Genomic DNA, 17,773 nt, shown 5'->3' with positions numbered 1-17,773 from the left:
TCCCACCCCCCTCTGGCCTGCCGGCCATCTCCCCCGCAAGGGGGGAGATCGGCAGCTTCTCCGTACCGCCGGACTTCCAACATTGGCGATTGGCGAAAGCGATCGCGACATCGAATCTCCCCCCTTGCGGGGGAGATGGCCGGCAGGCCAGAGGGGGGTGTTCAAGCGCAACCAAACGAAGCCCTCACCCCGACATCCGCGCCAGCTGCAAATCGATGAACTGAATACCCTTGGCCGCCATCCGCGCCCATTCGGAGCTGGCGTCGAGCTCGAGATAGCGCGCCCAGTTTCGCCGCGCCTCGGCGAGGTTGCCGGCGTCGAACTCCAGCCTCGCAAGGTTGAACACCGCATCGGCATAATTGGCATCGAGCGCGATCGCCTTCTGCAGATGCCGTCGCGCCGAGCCGTCGCGGCCCTCATCGCTCATCAGCCCGGCCAGGTTGAACCAGGCCTCGACAAAGCCGGGGTCACACTTGATGGCGCGGGCATAGCCATGCGCCGCCTCGGCCGCGCGTCCGGCGGCGCGCAGGCAGTTGGCGCGGTTGAAGGCGGCGATGGCGTCGGTCGGATCGATGGCCAGGCAGCGCTGGTAGAGTGCCGCCGCCTGCTCGTGGTCTTCAGCCTCTTCCGCCGCTTCAGCGTCGGCGAACAGTTCTTCCAGCGTGTCGTCATCCGGCGTTCCCAGATCGAACAGCAACTGGCCGTCGAGTTCGCTCTGCCCGCCTTCGAGGTAGATCTGATCGGCGCGCCCATGCTGCGAGCCGACATTCAGCGACTTGGCGGTCAGCGAGGCGACCGGACCGCAGCGGTGCACCGAGCGCGCGATCGCCCCCCACGAGGCGCCACCGGCGATCAGCCCGGCATATTTGCGGGCCAGGATCAAATCGCGGAACGAATAGGGTTCGCAATCATGCTCGAAGGCATCGAAAAGCGACAACAGGTCGAGCTCGAATGCCGCCAATCGCGATTGATCGAGAAGCGACTGCCGCGACAGCGCCGAGACCTCCGGCGCCTTCACCAGCCCGAGCAGGCGCAAAAAACCGTTTTCGCTGATCAGCTTGCGCCCGGCCGCACGCTCGGCGGCGACGCGGCGCTCGATCTCGGCATCCCCGGCCTTGGCCAGAAGTGTGCGGCCAAACACGACATGGCTGGTGCGCCTGTTGACGCCGCGCCGCAACTGGCCCTGCTGACGCTCGACCTCGCGCGCCGCCAGCCTGAGCGGGAACGCCGCCAGCGCGCCGATCGCGCCGAAGACGCTGCCGGAAATTATACCGGTCGGCGCTGTCACCCTTTGCTCTTGCCGACGGCCTTGAGCAGATTGGCCTTGAGCGGATTTTCCTTGGCCGCGCCGGCGCCGCCCTTGGCGGGCTTCGCTGCAGGCTTGGCTGCCTCATCGGCCTTGCTCTTGCTCTTGGCGGGCGGCTTGGCCGACTGCGACAGGCTGGCCTTCAGCGCATCCATCAGGTTGATCACGTTGCCGCGCTCGGGCGCGGCCGCAATGATCGGCTTGTGACCCTTGAGCTTCTCGCGGATCATCGCCATCAGCGCGATCTCATAGCGATCCTCATAGTTCTTCGGATCGAAGGTGGTTTCCTTCTGCTTGATCAGCGCTTCGGCAAGCTGCAGCATTTCGGGGTCGGGCTTGCCGGCCGGGATGTTGCCGAAATATTCAGCCGTGCCGCGCACTTCGTTCGGGTTCCTCAAGGTGCAGACGAACATGCCGTTCTCGCGCGCGCCGATGGTCACCACGCGCTCGCGGCTGGACAGCACCAGCCGGGCGATCGCCAGCTTGCCGGATTTGCGCATGGCTTCGCGCAGCACCGCGAAAGTTTCCTCGGCCATCGCGCCATCCGGCGCCAGATAGTAGGGCGCGTCCTGGTAGATGACGTCGACCGAATGCTCGTCGACAAAGGCTTCGATGTTCATCGTGTGGTTGGATTCGATGCGCACCGCCTCGAGGTCGGCATCTTCGATGATAATGTACTGCTTGTCCTCGTATTCGTAGCCCTTGACCAGATCCGAGCGCTCGACCAGTCCCAGCTCGGGGTCGACCGGCTTCATGTTGATGCGGTTGTGGGTGTCCTTGTGCAGCTGGTTGAAGCTGATGCGCTCACTGGCACTCGTCGCCGGATAAAGCCGGACCGGACAGCTGACGAGACTGAGCTTGAGGTAACCTTTCCAACTTGCCCTGGGCGCCATGAAACTCTCCTACGCGGCCGTGCGCTGTCGAACTTTTCGCAGCGCTTCGTCCAAAGGACGAACGGCGCTGCGCAAAACCTACATCGCCCTCACAATACCGGCAAATCCCTAGCGAAATCTTCCATGTCGGCCCAGGGATCGCCGGAGGTGGCCAGAAGCCCCGGCAGCGAAGAATAATTCAAATCTTCCGGAGCGTCGATGGATTCCAGATCTGACCAACTCACCGGCGTCGAGGCCGGCAGGTTTGTGCGGGCGCGCAGCGAATAGGGTGCCGCCGAAGTGTGGCCGCGCGCGTTGCGGTGAAAGTCGATGAAGATGCGCCGCTTGCGGTTGTCCTTGCCCATCGTGGTGGTGAAGGTGTCGGACGCCGCGGCGGCCAATGCCGAGGAGATGGCGCTGGTCGCCTGGTGCAGCTTTTTCCAGTTCTGTTTTTGCGTCACCGGCACTGAGATGTGGATGCCCTTGCCGCCGGAGGTTTTGGCAAACGGCACCAGTCCCATCGCCTCCAGTTCGGCGCGGATATGCACCGCCGCCTCGACCACCTCGCGCCAGCTAACCCCCTCGCCCGGATCGAGGTCGAAGACGATCAGGTCGGGTTTGTCGAGCCGAGTGCGATGGGTGCCCCAGGTGTGGAACTCGACGACGCCGAACTGCGCCAGCGCCAGATAGCCCTTGGCGTCCTCGACCGACAGGTAGGATTTGGTCTCGCCCTCGGAATTGGTCGCCTCAAAAGTCGCCACCGATTTCGGCATGCCGGTGAAGGCATGGCGCTGGAAGAAGCAGTCCTGCGGCTTGCCGGTCGGGCAGCGCACCAGCGACACCGGGCGGCCCAAAATGTGCGGCAGCATGAAGTCGCCGACAAGCGCGTAGTAGACGGCGATATCGAGCTTGGTCGGTCCGGTTCTGCCGAACAGCCGCCGCGTCGGGTTGGTCACCCAGATCGTGGCGAGGTCGGCCTCGGCGATCAGCCGCTTGCGCTTGGCCGATACAGGCGTCGACAGGCCGACGTCGCGCAGCCCGCGGAACACGGCATGGCGCAGCGCATTATCGGTGGTCCGGTTGGCATAGTGGATATGGGCCGAAAGCAGCGGCCGCACCCAGTTCATCTCGCGCATGATTTCGCGTGGAACGCCTTCGGGTGCAGACGCGCCGGCGCGCAGCGGCTCCAGCCGGGCCAGCAACGCGGTGGCGGTGGCGGCGTCGAAGCCGGTGCCGACCTTGCCGCGATAGTGCAGCTCGCCATCCTCGAATTCGCCGAGCCCGAGTGCGGCCAGCCCCTCGGCTGCAGCGGAGGTGGTGTAGCCGGCGATGACGAAATCGCCGGTCTTCAGCGCCTTGGTCTTGGTCCAGGTCTTGGTGCGGCCGCTCTGGTAGATCGCGGTGGCGCGCTTGGAGACGATTCCTTCCAGCCCCATCTCGGAGGCCTGGTCGTAGAGCGCCTGGCCATCGCCTTCGACGTGGTCCGAGAACTGGATGGCGGAGTTGGCGCCCAGGCCTAACAGCAATTGCGACAGCAGCTCCTTGCGCCGACCGAGCGGCGCTTTTCTCAGGTCCCAGCCGTCGAGATACAACAGGTCGAAGGCATAGTAGTGGAGCTTGTTGCCGGCGCCCTCGGCCAGCGCCTCCTGCAAAAAGGCAAAGCGGCTGATGCCCCTGGCGTCGAGCACGACGACCTCGCCGTCGATGATTGCATCGCGGCAGGGCAGCCCGGCAAAGGCGAGCGGCAGGTCGCCATAGCGCCTGGTCCAGTCGAGGCCGGCGCGGGTGATCAATTTGACCGCGCCGTCGGCCAGATGCGCCATGGTGCGGTAGCCGTCGAATTTTATTTCGTGCAGCCAGATTTCACGCGTTTTTTCGGCAGGGCTTTCGCCGCCCGGTGGCTTCGGAACCTGCGTGGCCAGCTGCGGCTCGATCCGGGAAGGCAGCGGCGCCTTGACCGCGCCCGGCAGCGCACCGGGTTTCAATGCCACCGGTTTCGCAGGCCTTGCGGCAGGCTTCGGGGTTGCCACCAGTTCCTCGATGCGGCGGCCGGATTTGACGCTTTCCGGCCGGGCCTCCAGTATGTCGAGCCCGGCGGCGGCGGCGAGGTCGCGCTCCTTGAACAGCAGCCAGTTCTTTTTGCCCTCATCCTCGCCGGGCTTCGGTTTCAGCCTGGTCAGCATCCAGCCGCCATTCAGTTTCTCGCCGGCGAGACGAAATTTGAAGGAACCGGTGCGCAGGCTCTTTTCGACATCGTCCATCGGCGCCCAGACGCCGGTGTCCCAGACGATCATCGGCCCGCCGCCATATTCGCCCTCGGGAATGACGCCTTCGAAGTCGATATATTCAAGCGGATGGTCCTCGGTCTCGACCGCCAGCCGCTTGTCGGCCGGATTGAGCGACGGGCCGCGAGGCACCGCCCAGCTCTTCAGCACGTCACCGACCTGCAGGCGAAGATCGTAATGGTCGGCGGTGGCATGGTGTTTGTGCACGACGAAGCGATTGCCTTCTGCGGCAACCGGCCCGCCGGCGGGCTCCGGCGTCTTGCTGAATTCGCGCTTGGCGCGATAGGCCTTGAGTTTGGAAGGAGCTGGCATGTCAAAGACCGGAGCGCGCGGCAGTCAGCAACCAGCGTCTCATTCCTTCGCGCCCCCCTCTGTCCTGCCGGACATCTCCCCCACAAGGGGGGAGATTGGCAGCTTCTGCCTTGGCGCCTCTTCTTCGACGTTGGAGATTGGCGAAAGCATTCGTGACATCCAATCTCCCCTCGCGGGGGAGATGTCCGGCAGGACAGAGGGGGCGCTGTCCCGCCAGCATCAAAATTCCATCGCAGCGGCGCTCCGCTGTCACGGCATGGATCCCAAGGTCTCCGCGACGTCGCTTCGCTCCTGCTCCGCCCTGGGATGACGAAGGGATGGATGTCACGGGCTCAATCGTCGGTGGCCGGCGTCAATTCGAGCTCGGCAGGCGACAGACCCTGCTGGAGCTGGCTCAGCCGGAATTCGTCGACCCAATAAGCCTCGCCGTCGACGAGGACACGCGCCTTGTAGGCGCCGGCGGAAAAGCTCTGTGCGGTGATGTAGACCTTGTGGCGGCCGAGCGCCCTGCGCACTGCAGCGCGCTTGGAATTCTGGCTGGTGACGGAACTGGCCATGGACTGCTCATACACACGCCGCCGCAGGAGAAGACGGCTGGCATAAGGATGGCCGAGACAGACGGTTGTGTCAATTTTTCAACTTGCCTACGCCAGCTTCGCCAGCTCGGCAGCGTGGCGGATGGCAAGCAAGGCGTCCCGGTTGGTCACCGGATAGCCTGCGATGAAGCGTTCGACCGAAAAGCCTGGAAATTCGGCTCTCAAGCGGGCCACGGCGCGCGCCGCCTCGCCGGTCTCGCCCATGGCCGCATGCGAAAGCGCCAGGAACATCAGCACGTCCGGCGACTCCGGCGAACTCCTGCGGAGCGCCGCGACAGCTTCCCGATGCCTGCCGGCGGCAAACAGGATGCGGCCTTGCATGCCGAAATACCAGTGCGGGGCCAATGGATTGAGGCGCATGGCACGCTCGATGAGCGGGATCGCCTCGGCTGGATCGCCGGCGACAAGCGCTTTGCTGCCGGCCAGCAGCAGCAGTATGCCGGCGTGGTTGGAGCCGTATTCGAGAGCCCGCCGGTGCGCGCGCTCCGCTCCTTCGAGATCGCCAAGGCATGCCCTGACATTGCCAAGGCATGCGTGGGCGCAGCTGTCCGTCGGGTCGAGGCGCAAGGCGTTTTCGGCCGTGATCCGCCAGTTCTCGATCGACGTCAGCAGGTCGTCGCCAAAGCCGTTGCAGGCCTCGATCGAATAGGCGTAGGCGAGTTCGGCCCAGCAGTTGGCGAAGGTAGGATCAAGCTCCAGCGCGCGCGAAAACAAGCGGATCGCCTCGGCATTGCCGGCGCGGCTGAACGTGGTGTGCTGTTCGACCGCAAGCAGATAAAAATCATAGGCCCGCAAGCTGGCCGGTGGCTTGCGGCGAGCCGCATTGCGGCCGACCGTGGCCAGCGTTCCGTAACTGCCGGCGAACACGTTGATGATGCTTTCGGCCAGGCTGTCCTGCAGCGCGAAAATGTCCTCGGCCGGGCGGTCGTAACGCTCCCTCCACAGGTCGACGCCGCTACGGGCATCGGCAAGCTCTATCGTCAAGCGAATCCTCTGGTCGTCCGCACGCAACTGGCCCGATACGAAATAGGTGGCGCCGAGCGCCTTGCCGTCCGCCGCGAAATCGGCCGGCTTGCTGCCCAGCGATTTCATCGTGTGGAACGCGATGACAGGCAAGCCAGCGTATCGCGCCAGGTTGATGGTGATGTCTGACGACAGGCCGTCGGCAAAGCGGCGCCAGCGCTCTTCGGAATTCAGGCATTCAATCGGAAATATGGCGAGCACCGGCGGAGCGTCCGACGGGGCTGACTGCCCGCCCGGCCGAGCGCCGGAAGCGCCGGCAAAATACGCCGCGAGTCCGATCTTGGTGCGCACGCCAAGTTTTTCGTAGATGGCCGCAAGGTGGGTGCGAACAGTGGTCGGGGCAATGAAAAGTGCATTGCCGATTTCGCGATAGGTCATGCCGGTTGCGAATTTTTCCGCGACCGCGCGCTCGCGACCCGACAAGGCATCGAGCGTCTGCGCTTTCGAAGCGTCATTGACCGTCATGGTGGAACCCGTCCCAGGACAGAATACTACAAATGCAGGAGGCCGAATACTGCATCTGCCCGATCCCGTCGCAGGCGCACAAATTGCAAGGTCGTTTGCCGCAAAAAGCGGCAATCCGGGGGAGGTTTCCATGCGTACTGTTTCGATAATGCTGGCATGCACGATCTTGAGTTTTTCCGCCGCCCAGTCGCCGTCGTTCGCTAGAGGATGCAGGCAGGTGCTGGAATCGGATGTGAAAATCACGAGCATGCGCCTCTATGCCGACATCCTGGCCAATGCCGCCCGCAACGGCTGGGACTACACGCCTGAATCGATCGTCAGCGGCTCAAAGCGGCATTTCGAGGAGATGAAGCTCCAGTTGAATGACGCCGGCTATGAGATCATGCCCGTCGGCGTGCGCCTGTATTGCAAGCGGTGGGACAAGCTCGCCGCCCGCTAGCAACCAGCGATCCGCCCTTTGCGGCGCAAGCTTTGGTGCAGGCCAACTGTCTGCTTCTGCTTGCTGCTGCCTTTTGGGGTTTCGGCAATGTTGCGCAGAAGACTGTGCTGGATCATCTCGATCCGCTCAGCGCCGTGGACATGCGCTGCCTGATCGCGGGGCTCATGGCCGCGCCCGCATCGGCGGCGTTGGCATCACGCGGCCCTGTGTCGGATCCGCCCGTTCTTGCGCAAATCTCCGGCCTTGGCTAGCATCCGCCCGCCGGCGCCGAGCGGAGGAGAACGTCGCGGTGGACCGGCTGGAGCGCCGTTGCGTCCCCTTGGGCGCTCAAAGGACACTCCATTTCTGGATCGACGCAGGAATTTTCGGAAACCGGAACCGGTTTTCGGGTTCATGCGCTCATGTGGGAGGAGACTAAATTGATCAACAGACGTGAATTCCTGCTGTCGTCCGTGGCGATGGGCACGATGGCGCTGGCCGCTCCGCAACTGGCTTTCGCCCAGGACAAGCTGACCATTCTTGGTTCGGTGCCGAGCCTCGGCTTTCCGTTCTTCGTGCACATGCTGAACCAGATCAAGGCGGAAGCTCAGGCGCAGGGCGTCAGTCTTGTCGAAAGCGACGGCCAGAACTCGGCGCCCAAGCAGACCGCCGATATCGAGGCAGCGCTCGTGCAGAAGGTCAACGCCATCGTCATCTCGCCACTCGACGTCAACGCGCTGGCCCCGGCCATCGAGCAAGCGATCCAGGCCGGCGTCCCCGTCGTCACCATCGACCGCCGCGTCGACGGGGTCGAAGGCATCCTCGCCCATGTCGGCGCCGACAACGTCAAGGGCGGCGAGGCCGAAGCGCAGGCCATGGTGGCGGCTTTCCCGAACGGCGCCAAGATCTTCCATCTGCAGGGCCAGCCAGGTGCCGGGCCGGCGATCGACCGCAACAAGGGCGTGCACAACGTTCTCGACCCGATGAAGGACAAGTACCAGATCATCTTCGAGCAGACCGCCAATTTCGCCCGCGCCGAGGCGCTCTCGGTCACCGAGGCCGGCCTGGCCGCCAACGGCAAGCCCGACGCGATCATCTGCGCCAATGACGACATGGCGCTGGGCGCGGTCGAAGCCTGCGCGGCGCGCAACTTCACCGACGTCAAGATCTACGGCTTCGATGCGCTTCCCGAAGCGCTGGTCGCCGTGCGCGACGGCAAGCTGGCCGGCACCGTCGAACAGTTCCCCGGCGAGCAGTCGCGCACTGCGGTGCAGATCGCCGTCGCCTATGCCAGGGACAAGACCGAGCCGAAGGAAAAGCTTGTGCTGCTGACGCCGATCGTCATCGGCAAAGACAATCTCGACAAGGCGGAAAGGCTGGGCGAAACGAAGTAGGCCAATTGGCGAGGCCGGTGGGACAGCACCCCCCTCTGGCCTGCCGGCCATCTCCCCCTCAAGGGGGGGAGATTGGCAGTTTCAACGCGTCGCCCTTTCTTCAACGCCAAAGCTTAGCGAAAGCGGCCATGACATCCGATCTCCCCCTTGAGGGGGAGATGTCCGGCAGGACAGAGGGGTGTTCAAGCGCGGCGTGAACAACTGCATCGAGGGAAAAGCTTTTGCCAGCCGAAGCCACTGCGTCGCCCAATACCCCCCTCCTCGCCGTCGAGGGCGTGACCAAGCGTTTTGCCGGCGTCACCGCGCTGAGCGATGTCTCGCTCGAGGTTCGGCCCGGCGAAATCCTCGGCCTGCTCGGCGAGAACGGCGCCGGCAAGTCGACGCTGCTCAAGATCCTGTCCGGCGTGATGCCGCCGTCCAGCGGCCGCATCGTCTTCGACGGCGTCGAATTCAATCCGCACAATCCGCAGGATGCCAAGCGCCTCGGCATCGTCACCATCTACCAGGAACTGAGCCTGATCCCGACGCTGACCGTGGCGGAGAATATTTTTATCGGCCGCGCGCCGCTCGGGCGCTTCGGCCTGGTCAGCTGGCGGAAGATGGAGGTAGACTCGCGCGCGATCATCGCCCGCGTCGGCCTTGACCTCGACCCGGCGACGCCGGTGTCTGCGCTGTCGGTGGCCGAGCAGCAGCTGGTCGAGATCGCCCGCGCGCTGTCGCTGAAGAGCCGGCTCATCATCATGGACGAGCCGACCTCGGCGCTGACCGAAACCGAAGTGCAAAAACTGATGTCGATCATGGGCCGGCTGCGCAAGGACGGCGTCGCCATCATGTTCGTCACCCACCGGCTGGAAGAGGCCTCCGCGATCTGCGACCGCATGACGGTGCTGCGCGACGGCAGGCTGGCCGGCCATCTCGACCGCGATGGCGGGCCGATCAAGCTGCCGAAAATCATCGAGAAAATGGTCGGCCGCGCCGCGTCCGAGCTTTATGCCAGGCCGACGCTGCGCGATGTCGCCGGCGACGTCAGGCTTTCCGTGCGCGGCCTGCGCACGGTGCGCGATCCGCAGGCGCCGCACGCCATCGTGCTCGAAGGCATCGATCTCGACCTCAAGGCGGGCGAGATCCTCGGCGTCGCCGGCCTCGTCGGCTCCGGCCGCACCGAGCTTGCCCGCGCCATCTTCGGCGCCGACCGCATCGCCGCCGCCACCATCACCCTCGACGGCAAGACGATCGCGCCTGAAACACCCGCCGACGCCATCGCCCTCGGCATCGGCCTGGTGCCGGAAGACCGCAAGCATCAGGCGATCTTCGCCGCGCTCGGCATTCTCACGAACTTTTCCGTCGCAGCGCTCGGCCGCTACTCCAACGCTCTCGGCTTCATGGCCGAGCGCCGCGAGCGCCAGGCGCTGGCGAGCTACAGAAAAACGCTGTCGATCCGCATGGCCTCGCCCGAGCAGCCCATCGAGGGGCTGTCCGGCGGCAACCAGCAGAAGGTGATCCTCGCCCGCTGGCTTGCGCGCGACCCCAAGGTGCTGATCGTCGACGAGCCGACGCGAGGCGTCGATGTCGGCGCCAAGGCCGAGGTGCACCAGATCCTGGTGCAGCTCGCCGGGCGCGGCATCGCCATCATGATGATCTCGTCGGAATTGCCCGAAGTGCTTGCGGTGTCGGACAGGATCGTCACCATGCGGCGCGGCCGCATCACCGGCGAGATGCCAGGCATCGAGGCGACCGAGGAAAAACTGATGGAACTGATGGCGCTCGATCAAACGCAGGAAGCGACGCAATGACCAGCACGACCGAACAGAGCCAGCGCGGCGGCATCAATGTCGCGCGCCTGCTGATGAGCTTCGGACCGCTCATGTTCCTGGCGCTGCTGATCGTCGTCTTCACCGTGCTGAAGCCGAGCTTCATCGACCCGATCAACATCTTCAACATCATGCGGCAGATCTCAATCACCGGGCTGATCGCGCTCGGCATGACCTTCGTCATCCTCACCGCCGGCATCGACCTGTCGGTCGGCTCGCTGCTGGCTTTCTGCGGCATGGTCGCGGCGGTGGTGGCCAAGGGCGGCACCGCCAACACGCTGTCGCTGTCGACGTCCGGCGCACAAGGCTATGGCTGGTTCGCCGCCCTTCTGGCTGCCGTCGTCGTCGGCGCCCTGGCCGGCGGCGTCCAGGGCTTTGCCATCACCCGGCTGAAAGTGCCGCCCTTCGTCGTCACGCTCGGCGGCCTCACCGTCTTTCGCGGCCTGACGCTGACGATCTCCAATGGCGGCCCGATCTCCGGCTTCGACGCTTCGATGCGCTGGTTCGGCACCGGGCTGATCGGCCCGGTGCCGGTGCCGGCGATCATCTTCGCGGCGGCGGCGATCCTCTGCCACATCGTCCTGCGCTACACGCGCTACGGCCGCGCCGTCTACGCCGTCGGCGGCAATGCCGAGGCGGCGCGGCTGTCCGGCCTGCGCGTCGACCGCATCCTGATCTCGGTCTACATCATCGTCGGCTTCTTCGCCGGCCTTGCCGCCTTCGTGCTATCGGCCAGGCTCAATTCCTCGGAAGCCGTCGCCGGCATCGGCTACGAGCTGACCGTGATCTCGGCGGTGGTCATCGGCGGCACCTCGCTGTTCGGCGGCATTGGCTCGGTCGGCGGCACGGTGGTGGGTGCGGCACTGATCGGCGTGCTGCAGAACGGGCTGCAGTTCAACAACGTCTCGTCCTACACGCAAAGCATCGTCATCGGCCTGATCCTGATCCTCGCCGTGGCCTTCGACCGCTGGCTGAAATCGCGGGTAAGGCGGTAGTCCGAGGGGCAATACAGACCTAGGTCGGCGGGACAGTACCCCCTCTGTCCTACCGGACATCTCCCCTCTCAAGGGGGAGATTGGATGTCGCTTCGCCTTTCGCCAATCTCAGAAGAAGCGCTACCGGCGAAGCTGCCAATCTCTCCCCTTGAGGGGGAGATGTCCGGCAGGACAGAGGGGGGTGTTCAAGCGCGGCGCATAGGGATAGGCAAGTTTCGCGCGGAGGGAATAGAAGCAGTGAACCACTATCACGTACCTCCGAACAACCGCGGCAATGCGAGCAAGATGCAAGACCATGACGGACGCCGAGCTGAAGCTCTGGAACGAGATCAGGGCGCACCGTCTCATGGGATTGGCGTTTCGGCGACAGATGCCGATAGCCGGCTACATTGTCGATTTTGCCTGTCCGGACAAAAAGCTGATCGTCGAACTCGACGGCTCCCAGCACGCTCAGGCCGAAGCCTCGGCATCGGATGCTTACAGAAGCTCGAGGTTGGAGGCGACTGGCTGGACCATCCTGCGTTTCTGGACCGACGACGTCATTCGCGACATCGACAATGTCTGCCAGCACATCGTGATCGTGGCCGGCCTGGCAGGCGCAGAGATGCGTTGAGTGTTGGTCGCGGAGCTGATCGCGCAACGCTGGCGGGGCAGTACCCCCTCAAGGGGGAGATTGGATGTTGCTGCGGCTTTCGCCATTCTCCAACTTGGGGAAAAGCCGCGTTCATGCCGGTGCGTTGAGACGCTGCGAACGCGTTGCCCAATCGATGACTGTCCCGCCGGCAACGGTAGAACTCGTCAGCGGCGCGAGAAGATCGTTGCGGCGGGCGAACGCCACGAAGGTCGCCCGCGCCGTCTCGGCGTCGATCTCTCCGTCCATCGCCGCCCGGCAGGCTTTGGCGGCGATGTCATGCGCGGCCGTCCGGCTCGCCCGCGGCCAGTCGGCAAGCAGCGCATAGGCCTCAGCCGCGCTTTCTATCCTGGTCGGCGTGCCGAGGCCGGTCAGGATGGTGACCGGCTTTTCAAAAGAAGAACGGTCCATGACACTCTCCTTTCCGGTTCAACTGTCTCCAACAGGCGCAGGCATGCGCGCCTGCGCGGCAATCATTTACGCTCCTCCTGGCCGGCCCCGACGCGTTGGGCCGACAGGAACATCAGCGTATAGGCCGCCTTGCGGCGATCCCAGCCGGCCTGCTCGGCCATATCCAGCAAGCCGTCGACCAAGGGCGCCAGCGCCGCCCTGCAATCGGATTCATAGTTGAAATCGTTCTTCGGGCGGGTCGGCGCCGCGATCTTTCCAAAACTGTCCATCACATCCATGGCAACACCTGCTCCGCATTGGTCCGGATCGGCAAGACCGTGCCCGCTTTGGCGGACACGGTCCATCTGCCGTTCAGAAGCCTCGCTTTGGAGGTCTGACCTTAGTAGTCCATGCCGCCACCGGGCATTGCCGGTGCGGCAGCTTCCTTCTTCGGCTTCTCGGCCACCATCGCCTCGGTGGTCACCAGCAGGCCGGCGACCGACGCGGCGTCCTGCAGAGCGGCGCGCACCACCTTGGCCGGGTCGATCACGCCTTGCGCGTAGAGATCGCCGAACTCGTTGGTCTGGGCGTTCCAGCCATAGCCGAATTCGGTCTTCTCGCGCAGCTTGCCGACGATGATCGAACCTTCCGCACCGGCATTCTCGGCGATCTGGCGCACCGGCTGCTCGATGGCGCGACGCACGATGTCGACGCCGGTCTTCTGGTCGGGATTGTCGACGGCGACATTGTCGAGCGCCTTCGCCGCCCTGAGCAGCGCCACGCCGCCGCCGGGCAGTATGCCTTCCTCGACCGCAGCGCGGGTGGCGTGCATGGCGTCGTCGACGCGGTCCTTGCGCTCCTTGACCTCGACCTCGGTCGAGCCGCCGACGCGGATGACGGCGACGCCGCCGGCGAGCTTGGCCAGCCGTTCCTGCAGCTTCTCGCGGTCATAGTCGGAGGTGGTCTCCTCGATCTGCGCCTTGATCTGGCTGATGCGTGCCTGGATCTCGTCCTTGCGGCCGGCACCGTCGACGATCGTGGTGTTCTCCTTCTCGATCAGCACCTTCTTGGCGCGGCCGAGCATCTCCAGCGTGACGTTTTCGAGCTTGATGCCGAGATCCTCGCTGATTGCCGTGCCGCCGGTCAGGATGGCAATGTCTTCCAGCATCGCCTTGCGGCGGTCACCAAAACCCGGCGCCTTGACGGCGGCAACCTTCAGTCCACCGCGCAGCTTGTTGACGACCAGCGTCGCCAGCGCCTCGCCTTCGACATCCTCGGCGATGATCAGCAGCGGCTTGCTCGATTGCACAGCGGCTTCGAGCACCGGCAGCATGGCCTGCAGGTTGGACAGCTTCTTCTCGTGGATCAGCACATAGGGCTCTTCGAGCTCGACGCGCATCTTGTCCTGGTTGGTGATGAAATAGGGGCTGAGATAGCCGCGATCGAATTGCATGCCCTCGACCACTTCGAGCTCGGTCTCGGCGGTCTTGGCCTCCTCGACCGTGATGACGCCCTCATTGCCGACCTTCTGCATCGCTTCGGCGAGGAAGCGGCCGATCTCCACATCGCCATTGGCCGAGATGGCGCCGACCTGGGCGATCTCGTCGTTCCTTGTCACCTTGCGGGCATTTGCCTTGAGTTCGGCGACGATGGCGTCGACCGCCTTGTCGATGCCGCGCTTCAGGTCCATCGGGTTCATGCCGGCGGCAACCGCCTTGGCGCCTTCCTGGACGATCGACTGCGCCAGAACGGTAGCGGTCGTCGTGCCGTCGCCGGCGACGTCGCTGGTCTTCGAGGCGACCTCGCGCACCATCTGCGCACCCATGTTCTCGAACTTGTCCTCAAGTTCGATTTCCTTGGCGACGGTAACGCCGTCCTTGGTGATGCGCGGGGCGCCGAATGACTTGTCGAGGATGACATTGCGGCCCTTGGGACCGAGCGTCACCTTCACCGCGTCGGCGAGGATGTTGACACCGCGCAACATCTTCTCGCGGGCTTCGGTATGGAATTTCACATCCTTGGCAGCCATTGGATAACTCCTTCAAATAGGCAGCTTACGTTGACTGATGGCTTGTTCAGGCCCCGCTCAGGCGGCCTTCTTTTTTATCTGGTCGGTCATTTCAATCACGCCTAGCACATCGCTTTCCTTCATGATGAGCAGGTCCTCGCCATTGAGCTTGATCTCGGTGCCCGACCATTTGCCGAACAGGATGCGGTCGCCGACCTTGACGTCCAGCGGCTGCAGCTGTCCGCTATCGTCGCGCGCGCCGGGGCCGGCGGCGATGACCTCGCCTTCCTGCGGCTTCTCCTTGGCTGTGTCAGGAATGATGATGCCGCCCGCGGTCTTCTCGTCGACCTCGATGCGGCGGACCAGGATACGGTCATGCAATGGACGGAACGCCATGTCGTTCTCCTCATGGGACAAACAGATTTTCTTGGACCTCCCTTCGCAGCCGACCAGTGGGTCGGTGCGACGGTGCGCGACCCCTGCTCAGGCATCACGCGCCTATCGAATTAGTCTGCCTATCCAGCCTTTCAAGAGGACGCCGAAAAAATTTTAGCACTCGCCATTGTCGAGTGCCAACGCACCGTAATACGCACTGTAATAATGGCGCTATTCCAGGATTTGAAACGATGGATGCGGCTTGAAATCGGGGCTCAACCTTCCGACATCATCGTCGATCCCGGCACCGTCTGCCGGCGGCCGGAACCGATGAGGAAGTGGAAGCGTTTTCCCCCGCGGAGGATGGACGCCTGATCGTTCGGAAAGGAGACGAGCATGGTCGGTAATGAGTTCCAGGTCAGCAACGAGTTCCGGCTCCAGATGCAGGGTTTTGGCCTGACGACGGCAGAGATCCATTATCGTCTTCCCGACTATCGGGACCTGCTCCAGCTCTTCATCTGGCAGCAATACGACATCGCCCCGGATTTCCCGACGCTGAAGCATTTCCTCGAATTTTGGGAACGTGAGATCGAGGGCCCGCTGCATTCTGTGCGCGTCGCCCATCACCGTCTGATTCAGCCCTCCGAATGGCGGGCGGTGGACGGCGTCATTACGCTGCAGTGAAATAGAAAAAGGCGGCGCTTTTCATGAATGGCGCCGCCTCTGCAGCACAGCGCGTCCGCCCCGGCTTCAGGTTCCCCGGTTTCAGGTTCATTGGCGTTCAGGTGGATTGGCGTTCAGGTGGATTTACGTCCCGTGACCAGCAGTCCGGCGGTGCGCGCCGCCTTGACGAAGGCGGTTCGCGCGTCGCGGGCGGTGCGCCAGCCGTCGAGCGCGTCGCCGCAGGCGCGATAGGTTGCGCGCCAGCTCCGGCCGCGCGCCCGGTCCGGCCATTGCTGCATGCATTCGATGGCTTCCCAGCTGCTGGCGACCTTGCGCTCTCCGACGGATTGGAGCTTGAGCGTGATCGGCTCGGAGAATTGGGACGTCGTTAATCACTTCCTCCTTTTTTCTTTTTGAGAATAACCAGGAAGGCGGCCCGATCGGCGCCCGACTGACGAGATGGTTCGTCTAGCTGCACGCTTCAAGACCTCCCCCGGCTTAGCCTTACTTGCCTCCAGCCCTGCTTGCCGAAACCCGGCGCTATATGTCGTCGTCCGGCGGTTCGAGAAGTCCGATCAGCGTCGCCACCCTTGCCGACGGCAGCGGGCGGCCCTCGTTGACCAGCGCCTCATCGGCGCCGACCCAGGCAAAGGCCTCGCGCAACTCTTCGATCGTCGCGCCGGTCGAGGCGATGTCGGCGATCACGGCGTCGTCGACCGGGCCCAACACCGAAATGATGTCGTCGCGTGTCATGGTCATGATGTCCTCCATGCGGCGTGCCGGCGCGACCCTCAAACGACGGTTGAACCGGCATTGCCAGCAGAATCGGGGCCAGTACAATCCGGCAACAAAAATTCTGGCAGCGGGACAGAATCTGGGTCTTGATTTCGGCCTGACAATAACCAAATGAAAATTGCCGGTTGCCGACTGGGACCGGCAGAACCCAGGGAGCGCCAAGCTCTTTGGCGTCCCTCGTACTATGTTGCTCCATGGAGGATGTAGCTATGAGAACCGCATTCGACTTTTCCCCGCTCTATCGGTCGAGCATCGGTTTCGACCGCATCTTCAACCTGCTGGAGAACGCGCCGCAGGCAGTCGAAACCTGGCCGCCCTATGACATCGAGCGAAGCGACGAGAACACCTATCGGGTGAGGATCGCCGTCGCCGGCTTTTCCGAGAACGATCTCGACATCAGCCACGAGCCGAACCTTCTCATCGTCTCTGGCGAGCGCAAGGAACACGACGAGGTGGAATATCTCCATCGCGGCCTTCCGGTGCGACCGTTCACACGGCGCTTCGAGCTTGCCGATCACATGACGGTCACCGGCGCCTCGCTCAACAACGGCCTGCTGACGATCGACCTCGTGCGCCAAGTGCCCGAAGAGATGAAGCCGCGTCGCATCACGATCGCCAAGCAAGACGCCGCGCCGAAGGCCGGACAGGTCGAGAAGCCGAAGCAGGCCGCCTGAGCGAAGGCGATCTCTGGCGTTCGCCTTTGACACAACCAGTCGAGAAAGGAGAACAGCAATGGCTATTCGTGATCTCATTCCCTGGGGCCGGGAGAACAGTCCGGTTCCCAGCTTCTATCGTGACGAGGACCGCGACCCGTTTATGGCGTTGCATCGCGAGATGAACCGCCTGATCGACGACGCCTTCCGCGGCTTCGAAACGCGCATGCCGATGCTCAGCGGATTTTCGTCGGCGCGCGGCAGCTGGCCGAGCGTCGAAATCGCCGACGGCGAGAAGGAGATCCGCGTGACCGCGGAAATTCCCGGCATGGACGAAAAGGACGTCGAGGTGATGCTCGATGACGGCGTGCTGACGCTGCGTGGCGAGAAGCGCTCCGAGACCGAAGACAAGGACAGGCAGTTCTCCGAGCGGTTCTACGGCCGCTTCGAGCGCCGCATCCCGCTCGGCTACGAGGTCGAGGAGGACAAGGTGAACGCCGCCTTCCATAACGGCGTGCTCACCGTGACGCTGCCCAAGACGGAGCGCGCACGGACGAAAGCCAAGCGCATCGCCATCAGTGGCAGTGCCGCCAGCCCCGGCAAGAGCAAGCACTGACGACATCGGCAGCCGGACGCGCCAGCCGCGCCCGGCTGCAGATCGGGCTGCATCCCGATCGGCCCGCGCGCTCCGCCCAAAGGCACGGGCTTCATTTGTTCGGCCGATGCGCCTGACGGTGCGAAGGCCGCATAGTGAGTATCTACGGAGCATTGAGTAGCAGCG

General features: G+C 64.0%; 20 protein-coding genes. 9 read left to right on the top strand and 11 right to left on the bottom strand.

Translation table 11 applies throughout. The annotated features are described in order from the left end of the window. Nucleotides 1-184: 184 nt before the first annotated feature. The 5 genes from AC0L15_RS23050 to AC0L15_RS23030 all read right to left on the bottom strand — a co-directional run bounded on the left by AC0L15_RS23050 (nucleotide 185) and on the right by AC0L15_RS23030 (nucleotide 6,859). Nucleotides 185-1,288 (bottom strand): tetratricopeptide repeat protein, encoded by a 1,104-nt coding sequence (locus AC0L15_RS23050; RefSeq protein WP_473497182.1) that lies wholly within the window; start codon nucleotides 1,286-1,288, stop codon nucleotides 185-187. Continuing rightward, nucleotides 1,285-2,199, bottom strand: coding sequence for a non-homologous end joining protein Ku (ku, locus tag AC0L15_RS23045; protein ID WP_287249669.1), 915 nt, complete (start codon nucleotides 2,197-2,199; stop codon nucleotides 1,285-1,287). The genes AC0L15_RS23050 and ku overlap by 4 nt, the downstream gene beginning before the upstream one ends. 89 nt (nucleotides 2,200-2,288) lie before the next feature. Next, on the bottom strand, nucleotides 2,289-4,775 hold the full coding sequence (gene ligD, locus AC0L15_RS23040) for a DNA ligase D (protein ID WP_287249665.1): 2,487 nt from the start codon (nucleotides 4,773-4,775) through the stop codon (nucleotides 2,289-2,291). A 332-nt stretch (nucleotides 4,776-5,107) separates the two neighbouring features. After that, entirely contained in the window at nucleotides 5,108-5,332 is a 225-nt protein-coding gene (locus AC0L15_RS23035) for a hypothetical protein (protein WP_023799025.1), read from the bottom strand. 87 nt (nucleotides 5,333-5,419) lie between these two features. Beyond that, on the bottom strand, nucleotides 5,420-6,859 hold the full coding sequence (locus AC0L15_RS23030) for a LuxR C-terminal-related transcriptional regulator (protein ID WP_287249663.1): 1,440 nt from the start codon (nucleotides 6,857-6,859) through the stop codon (nucleotides 5,420-5,422). 232 nt (nucleotides 6,860-7,091) lie between these two features. Between AC0L15_RS23030 and AC0L15_RS23025 the strand changes: the two genes are divergently transcribed. The 6 genes from AC0L15_RS23025 (at nucleotide 7,092) to AC0L15_RS23000 (ending at nucleotide 12,090) form a co-directional block, all read left to right on the top strand. Beyond that, nucleotides 7,092-7,298 (top strand): hypothetical protein, encoded by a 207-nt coding sequence (locus AC0L15_RS23025; protein WP_128171069.1) that lies wholly within the window; start codon nucleotides 7,092-7,094, stop codon nucleotides 7,296-7,298. Nucleotides 7,299-7,333: 35 nt separating this feature from the next. After that, nucleotides 7,334-7,549, top strand: coding sequence for an EamA family transporter (locus AC0L15_RS23020; protein ID WP_287249706.1), 216 nt, complete (start codon nucleotides 7,334-7,336; stop codon nucleotides 7,547-7,549). Nucleotides 7,550-7,720: 171 nt separating this feature from the next. Beyond that, the gene (locus AC0L15_RS23015) at nucleotides 7,721-8,671 is read left to right on the top strand and encodes a substrate-binding domain-containing protein (protein WP_287249704.1); all 951 of its coding nucleotides are present in this window, start codon (nucleotides 7,721-7,723) and stop codon (nucleotides 8,669-8,671) included. Nucleotides 8,672-8,892: 221 nt separating this feature from the next. Beyond that, a complete protein-coding gene (locus AC0L15_RS23010) occupies nucleotides 8,893-10,464 on the top strand; it encodes a sugar ABC transporter ATP-binding protein (RefSeq protein ID WP_287249662.1) in 1,572 nt (523 codons plus the stop codon). After that, entirely contained in the window at nucleotides 10,461-11,477 is a 1,017-nt protein-coding gene (locus tag AC0L15_RS23005; RefSeq protein ID WP_023799033.1) for an ABC transporter permease, read from the top strand. The genes AC0L15_RS23010 and AC0L15_RS23005 overlap by 4 nt, the downstream gene beginning before the upstream one ends. 295 nt (nucleotides 11,478-11,772) lie before the next feature. After that, on the top strand, nucleotides 11,773-12,090 hold the full coding sequence (locus AC0L15_RS23000) for an endonuclease domain-containing protein (RefSeq protein WP_287249659.1): 318 nt from the start codon (nucleotides 11,773-11,775) through the stop codon (nucleotides 12,088-12,090). Between the two features lie 111 nt (nucleotides 12,091-12,201). On the opposite strand, the gene AC0L15_RS22995 is transcribed toward AC0L15_RS23000, so the two are convergent. The 4 genes from AC0L15_RS22995 to AC0L15_RS22980 form a co-directional block, all read right to left on the bottom strand. Further along, nucleotides 12,202-12,519 (bottom strand): DUF982 domain-containing protein, encoded by a 318-nt coding sequence (locus tag AC0L15_RS22995; protein WP_287249657.1) that lies wholly within the window; start codon nucleotides 12,517-12,519, stop codon nucleotides 12,202-12,204. 62 nt (nucleotides 12,520-12,581) lie between these two features. Further along, on the bottom strand, nucleotides 12,582-12,863 hold the full coding sequence (locus AC0L15_RS22990) for a hypothetical protein (RefSeq protein WP_287249654.1): 282 nt from the start codon (nucleotides 12,861-12,863) through the stop codon (nucleotides 12,582-12,584). A gap of 35 nt (nucleotides 12,864-12,898) precedes the next feature. Further along, a complete protein-coding gene (gene groL / locus AC0L15_RS22985) occupies nucleotides 12,899-14,527 on the bottom strand; it encodes a chaperonin GroEL (protein WP_287249653.1) in 1,629 nt (542 codons plus the stop codon). A 57-nt stretch (nucleotides 14,528-14,584) separates the two neighbouring features. Beyond that, nucleotides 14,585-14,902, bottom strand: a complete 318-nt coding sequence (locus AC0L15_RS22980; RefSeq protein WP_023799038.1) for a co-chaperone GroES — start codon at nucleotides 14,900-14,902, stop codon at nucleotides 14,585-14,587. Between the two features lie 375 nt (nucleotides 14,903-15,277). Here AC0L15_RS22980 and AC0L15_RS22975 point away from each other — a divergent pair, with 375 nt between their 5' ends. Further along, nucleotides 15,278-15,565, top strand: a complete 288-nt coding sequence (locus AC0L15_RS22975; RefSeq protein WP_091598882.1) for an usg protein — start codon at nucleotides 15,278-15,280, stop codon at nucleotides 15,563-15,565. 113 nt (nucleotides 15,566-15,678) lie between these two features. On the opposite strand, the gene AC0L15_RS22970 is transcribed toward AC0L15_RS22975, so the two are convergent. Together AC0L15_RS22970 and AC0L15_RS22965 are read right to left on the bottom strand one after the other, a co-directional pair. Next, complete coding sequence (locus AC0L15_RS22970) at nucleotides 15,679-15,909, bottom strand: DUF982 domain-containing protein (RefSeq protein ID WP_473497194.1); 231 nt, start codon at nucleotides 15,907-15,909, stop codon at nucleotides 15,679-15,681. 175 nt (nucleotides 15,910-16,084) lie between these two features. Next, complete coding sequence (locus AC0L15_RS22965; protein WP_023799042.1) at nucleotides 16,085-16,303, bottom strand: hypothetical protein; 219 nt, start codon at nucleotides 16,301-16,303, stop codon at nucleotides 16,085-16,087. Between the two features lie 245 nt (nucleotides 16,304-16,548). Here AC0L15_RS22965 and AC0L15_RS22960 point away from each other — a divergent pair, with 245 nt between their 5' ends. Then, the gene (locus AC0L15_RS22960; protein ID WP_128171064.1) at nucleotides 16,549-17,013 is read left to right on the top strand and encodes an Hsp20 family protein; all 465 of its coding nucleotides are present in this window, start codon (nucleotides 16,549-16,551) and stop codon (nucleotides 17,011-17,013) included. 58 nt (nucleotides 17,014-17,071) lie between these two features. Further along, a complete protein-coding gene (locus AC0L15_RS22955) occupies nucleotides 17,072-17,608 on the top strand; it encodes an Hsp20/alpha crystallin family protein (RefSeq protein WP_023799044.1) in 537 nt (178 codons plus the stop codon). The last annotated feature ends 165 nt before the right edge of the window (nucleotides 17,609-17,773 follow it).

The organism is Mesorhizobium sp. WSM4846, assembly GCF_055811415.1.
The sequence above is the reverse complement of the archived record's forward strand: the minus strand, read 5'-3'. Positions and strand labels throughout refer to the sequence as shown.

Coding starts and splice junctions, on each gene's coding strand:
- ku (WP_287249669.1), bottom strand. CDS start 2,199: ATGGCGCCCAGGGCAAGTTGGAAAGGTTACCTCAAGCTCAGTCTCGTC.
- ligD (WP_287249665.1), bottom strand. CDS start 4,775: ATGCCAGCTCCTTCCAAACTCAAGGCCTATCGCGCCAAGCGCGAATTC.
- AC0L15_RS23035 (WP_023799025.1), bottom strand. CDS start 5,332: ATGGCCAGTTCCGTCACCAGCCAGAATTCCAAGCGCGCTGCAGTGCGC.
- AC0L15_RS23030 (WP_287249663.1), bottom strand. CDS start 6,859: ATGACGGTCAATGACGCTTCGAAAGCGCAGACGCTCGATGCCTTGTCG.
- AC0L15_RS23005 (WP_023799033.1), top strand. CDS start 10,461: ATGACCAGCACGACCGAACAGAGCCAGCGCGGCGGCATCAATGTCGCG.
- AC0L15_RS23000 (WP_287249659.1), top strand. CDS start 11,773: ATGACGGACGCCGAGCTGAAGCTCTGGAACGAGATCAGGGCGCACCGT.
- AC0L15_RS22995 (WP_287249657.1), bottom strand. CDS start 12,519: ATGGACCGTTCTTCTTTTGAAAAGCCGGTCACCATCCTGACCGGCCTC.
- AC0L15_RS22990 (WP_287249654.1), bottom strand. CDS start 12,863: ATGGACCGTGTCCGCCAAAGCGGGCACGGTCTTGCCGATCCGGACCAA.
- groL (WP_287249653.1), bottom strand. CDS start 14,527: ATGGCTGCCAAGGATGTGAAATTCCATACCGAAGCCCGCGAGAAGATG.
- AC0L15_RS22980 (WP_023799038.1), bottom strand. CDS start 14,902: ATGGCGTTCCGTCCATTGCATGACCGTATCCTGGTCCGCCGCATCGAG.
- AC0L15_RS22975 (WP_091598882.1), top strand. CDS start 15,278: ATGGTCGGTAATGAGTTCCAGGTCAGCAACGAGTTCCGGCTCCAGATG.
- AC0L15_RS22965 (WP_023799042.1), bottom strand. CDS start 16,303: ATGACCATGACACGCGACGACATCATTTCGGTGTTGGGCCCGGTCGAC.
- AC0L15_RS22960 (WP_128171064.1), top strand. CDS start 16,549: ATGAGAACCGCATTCGACTTTTCCCCGCTCTATCGGTCGAGCATCGGT.
- AC0L15_RS22955 (WP_023799044.1), top strand. CDS start 17,072: ATGGCTATTCGTGATCTCATTCCCTGGGGCCGGGAGAACAGTCCGGTT.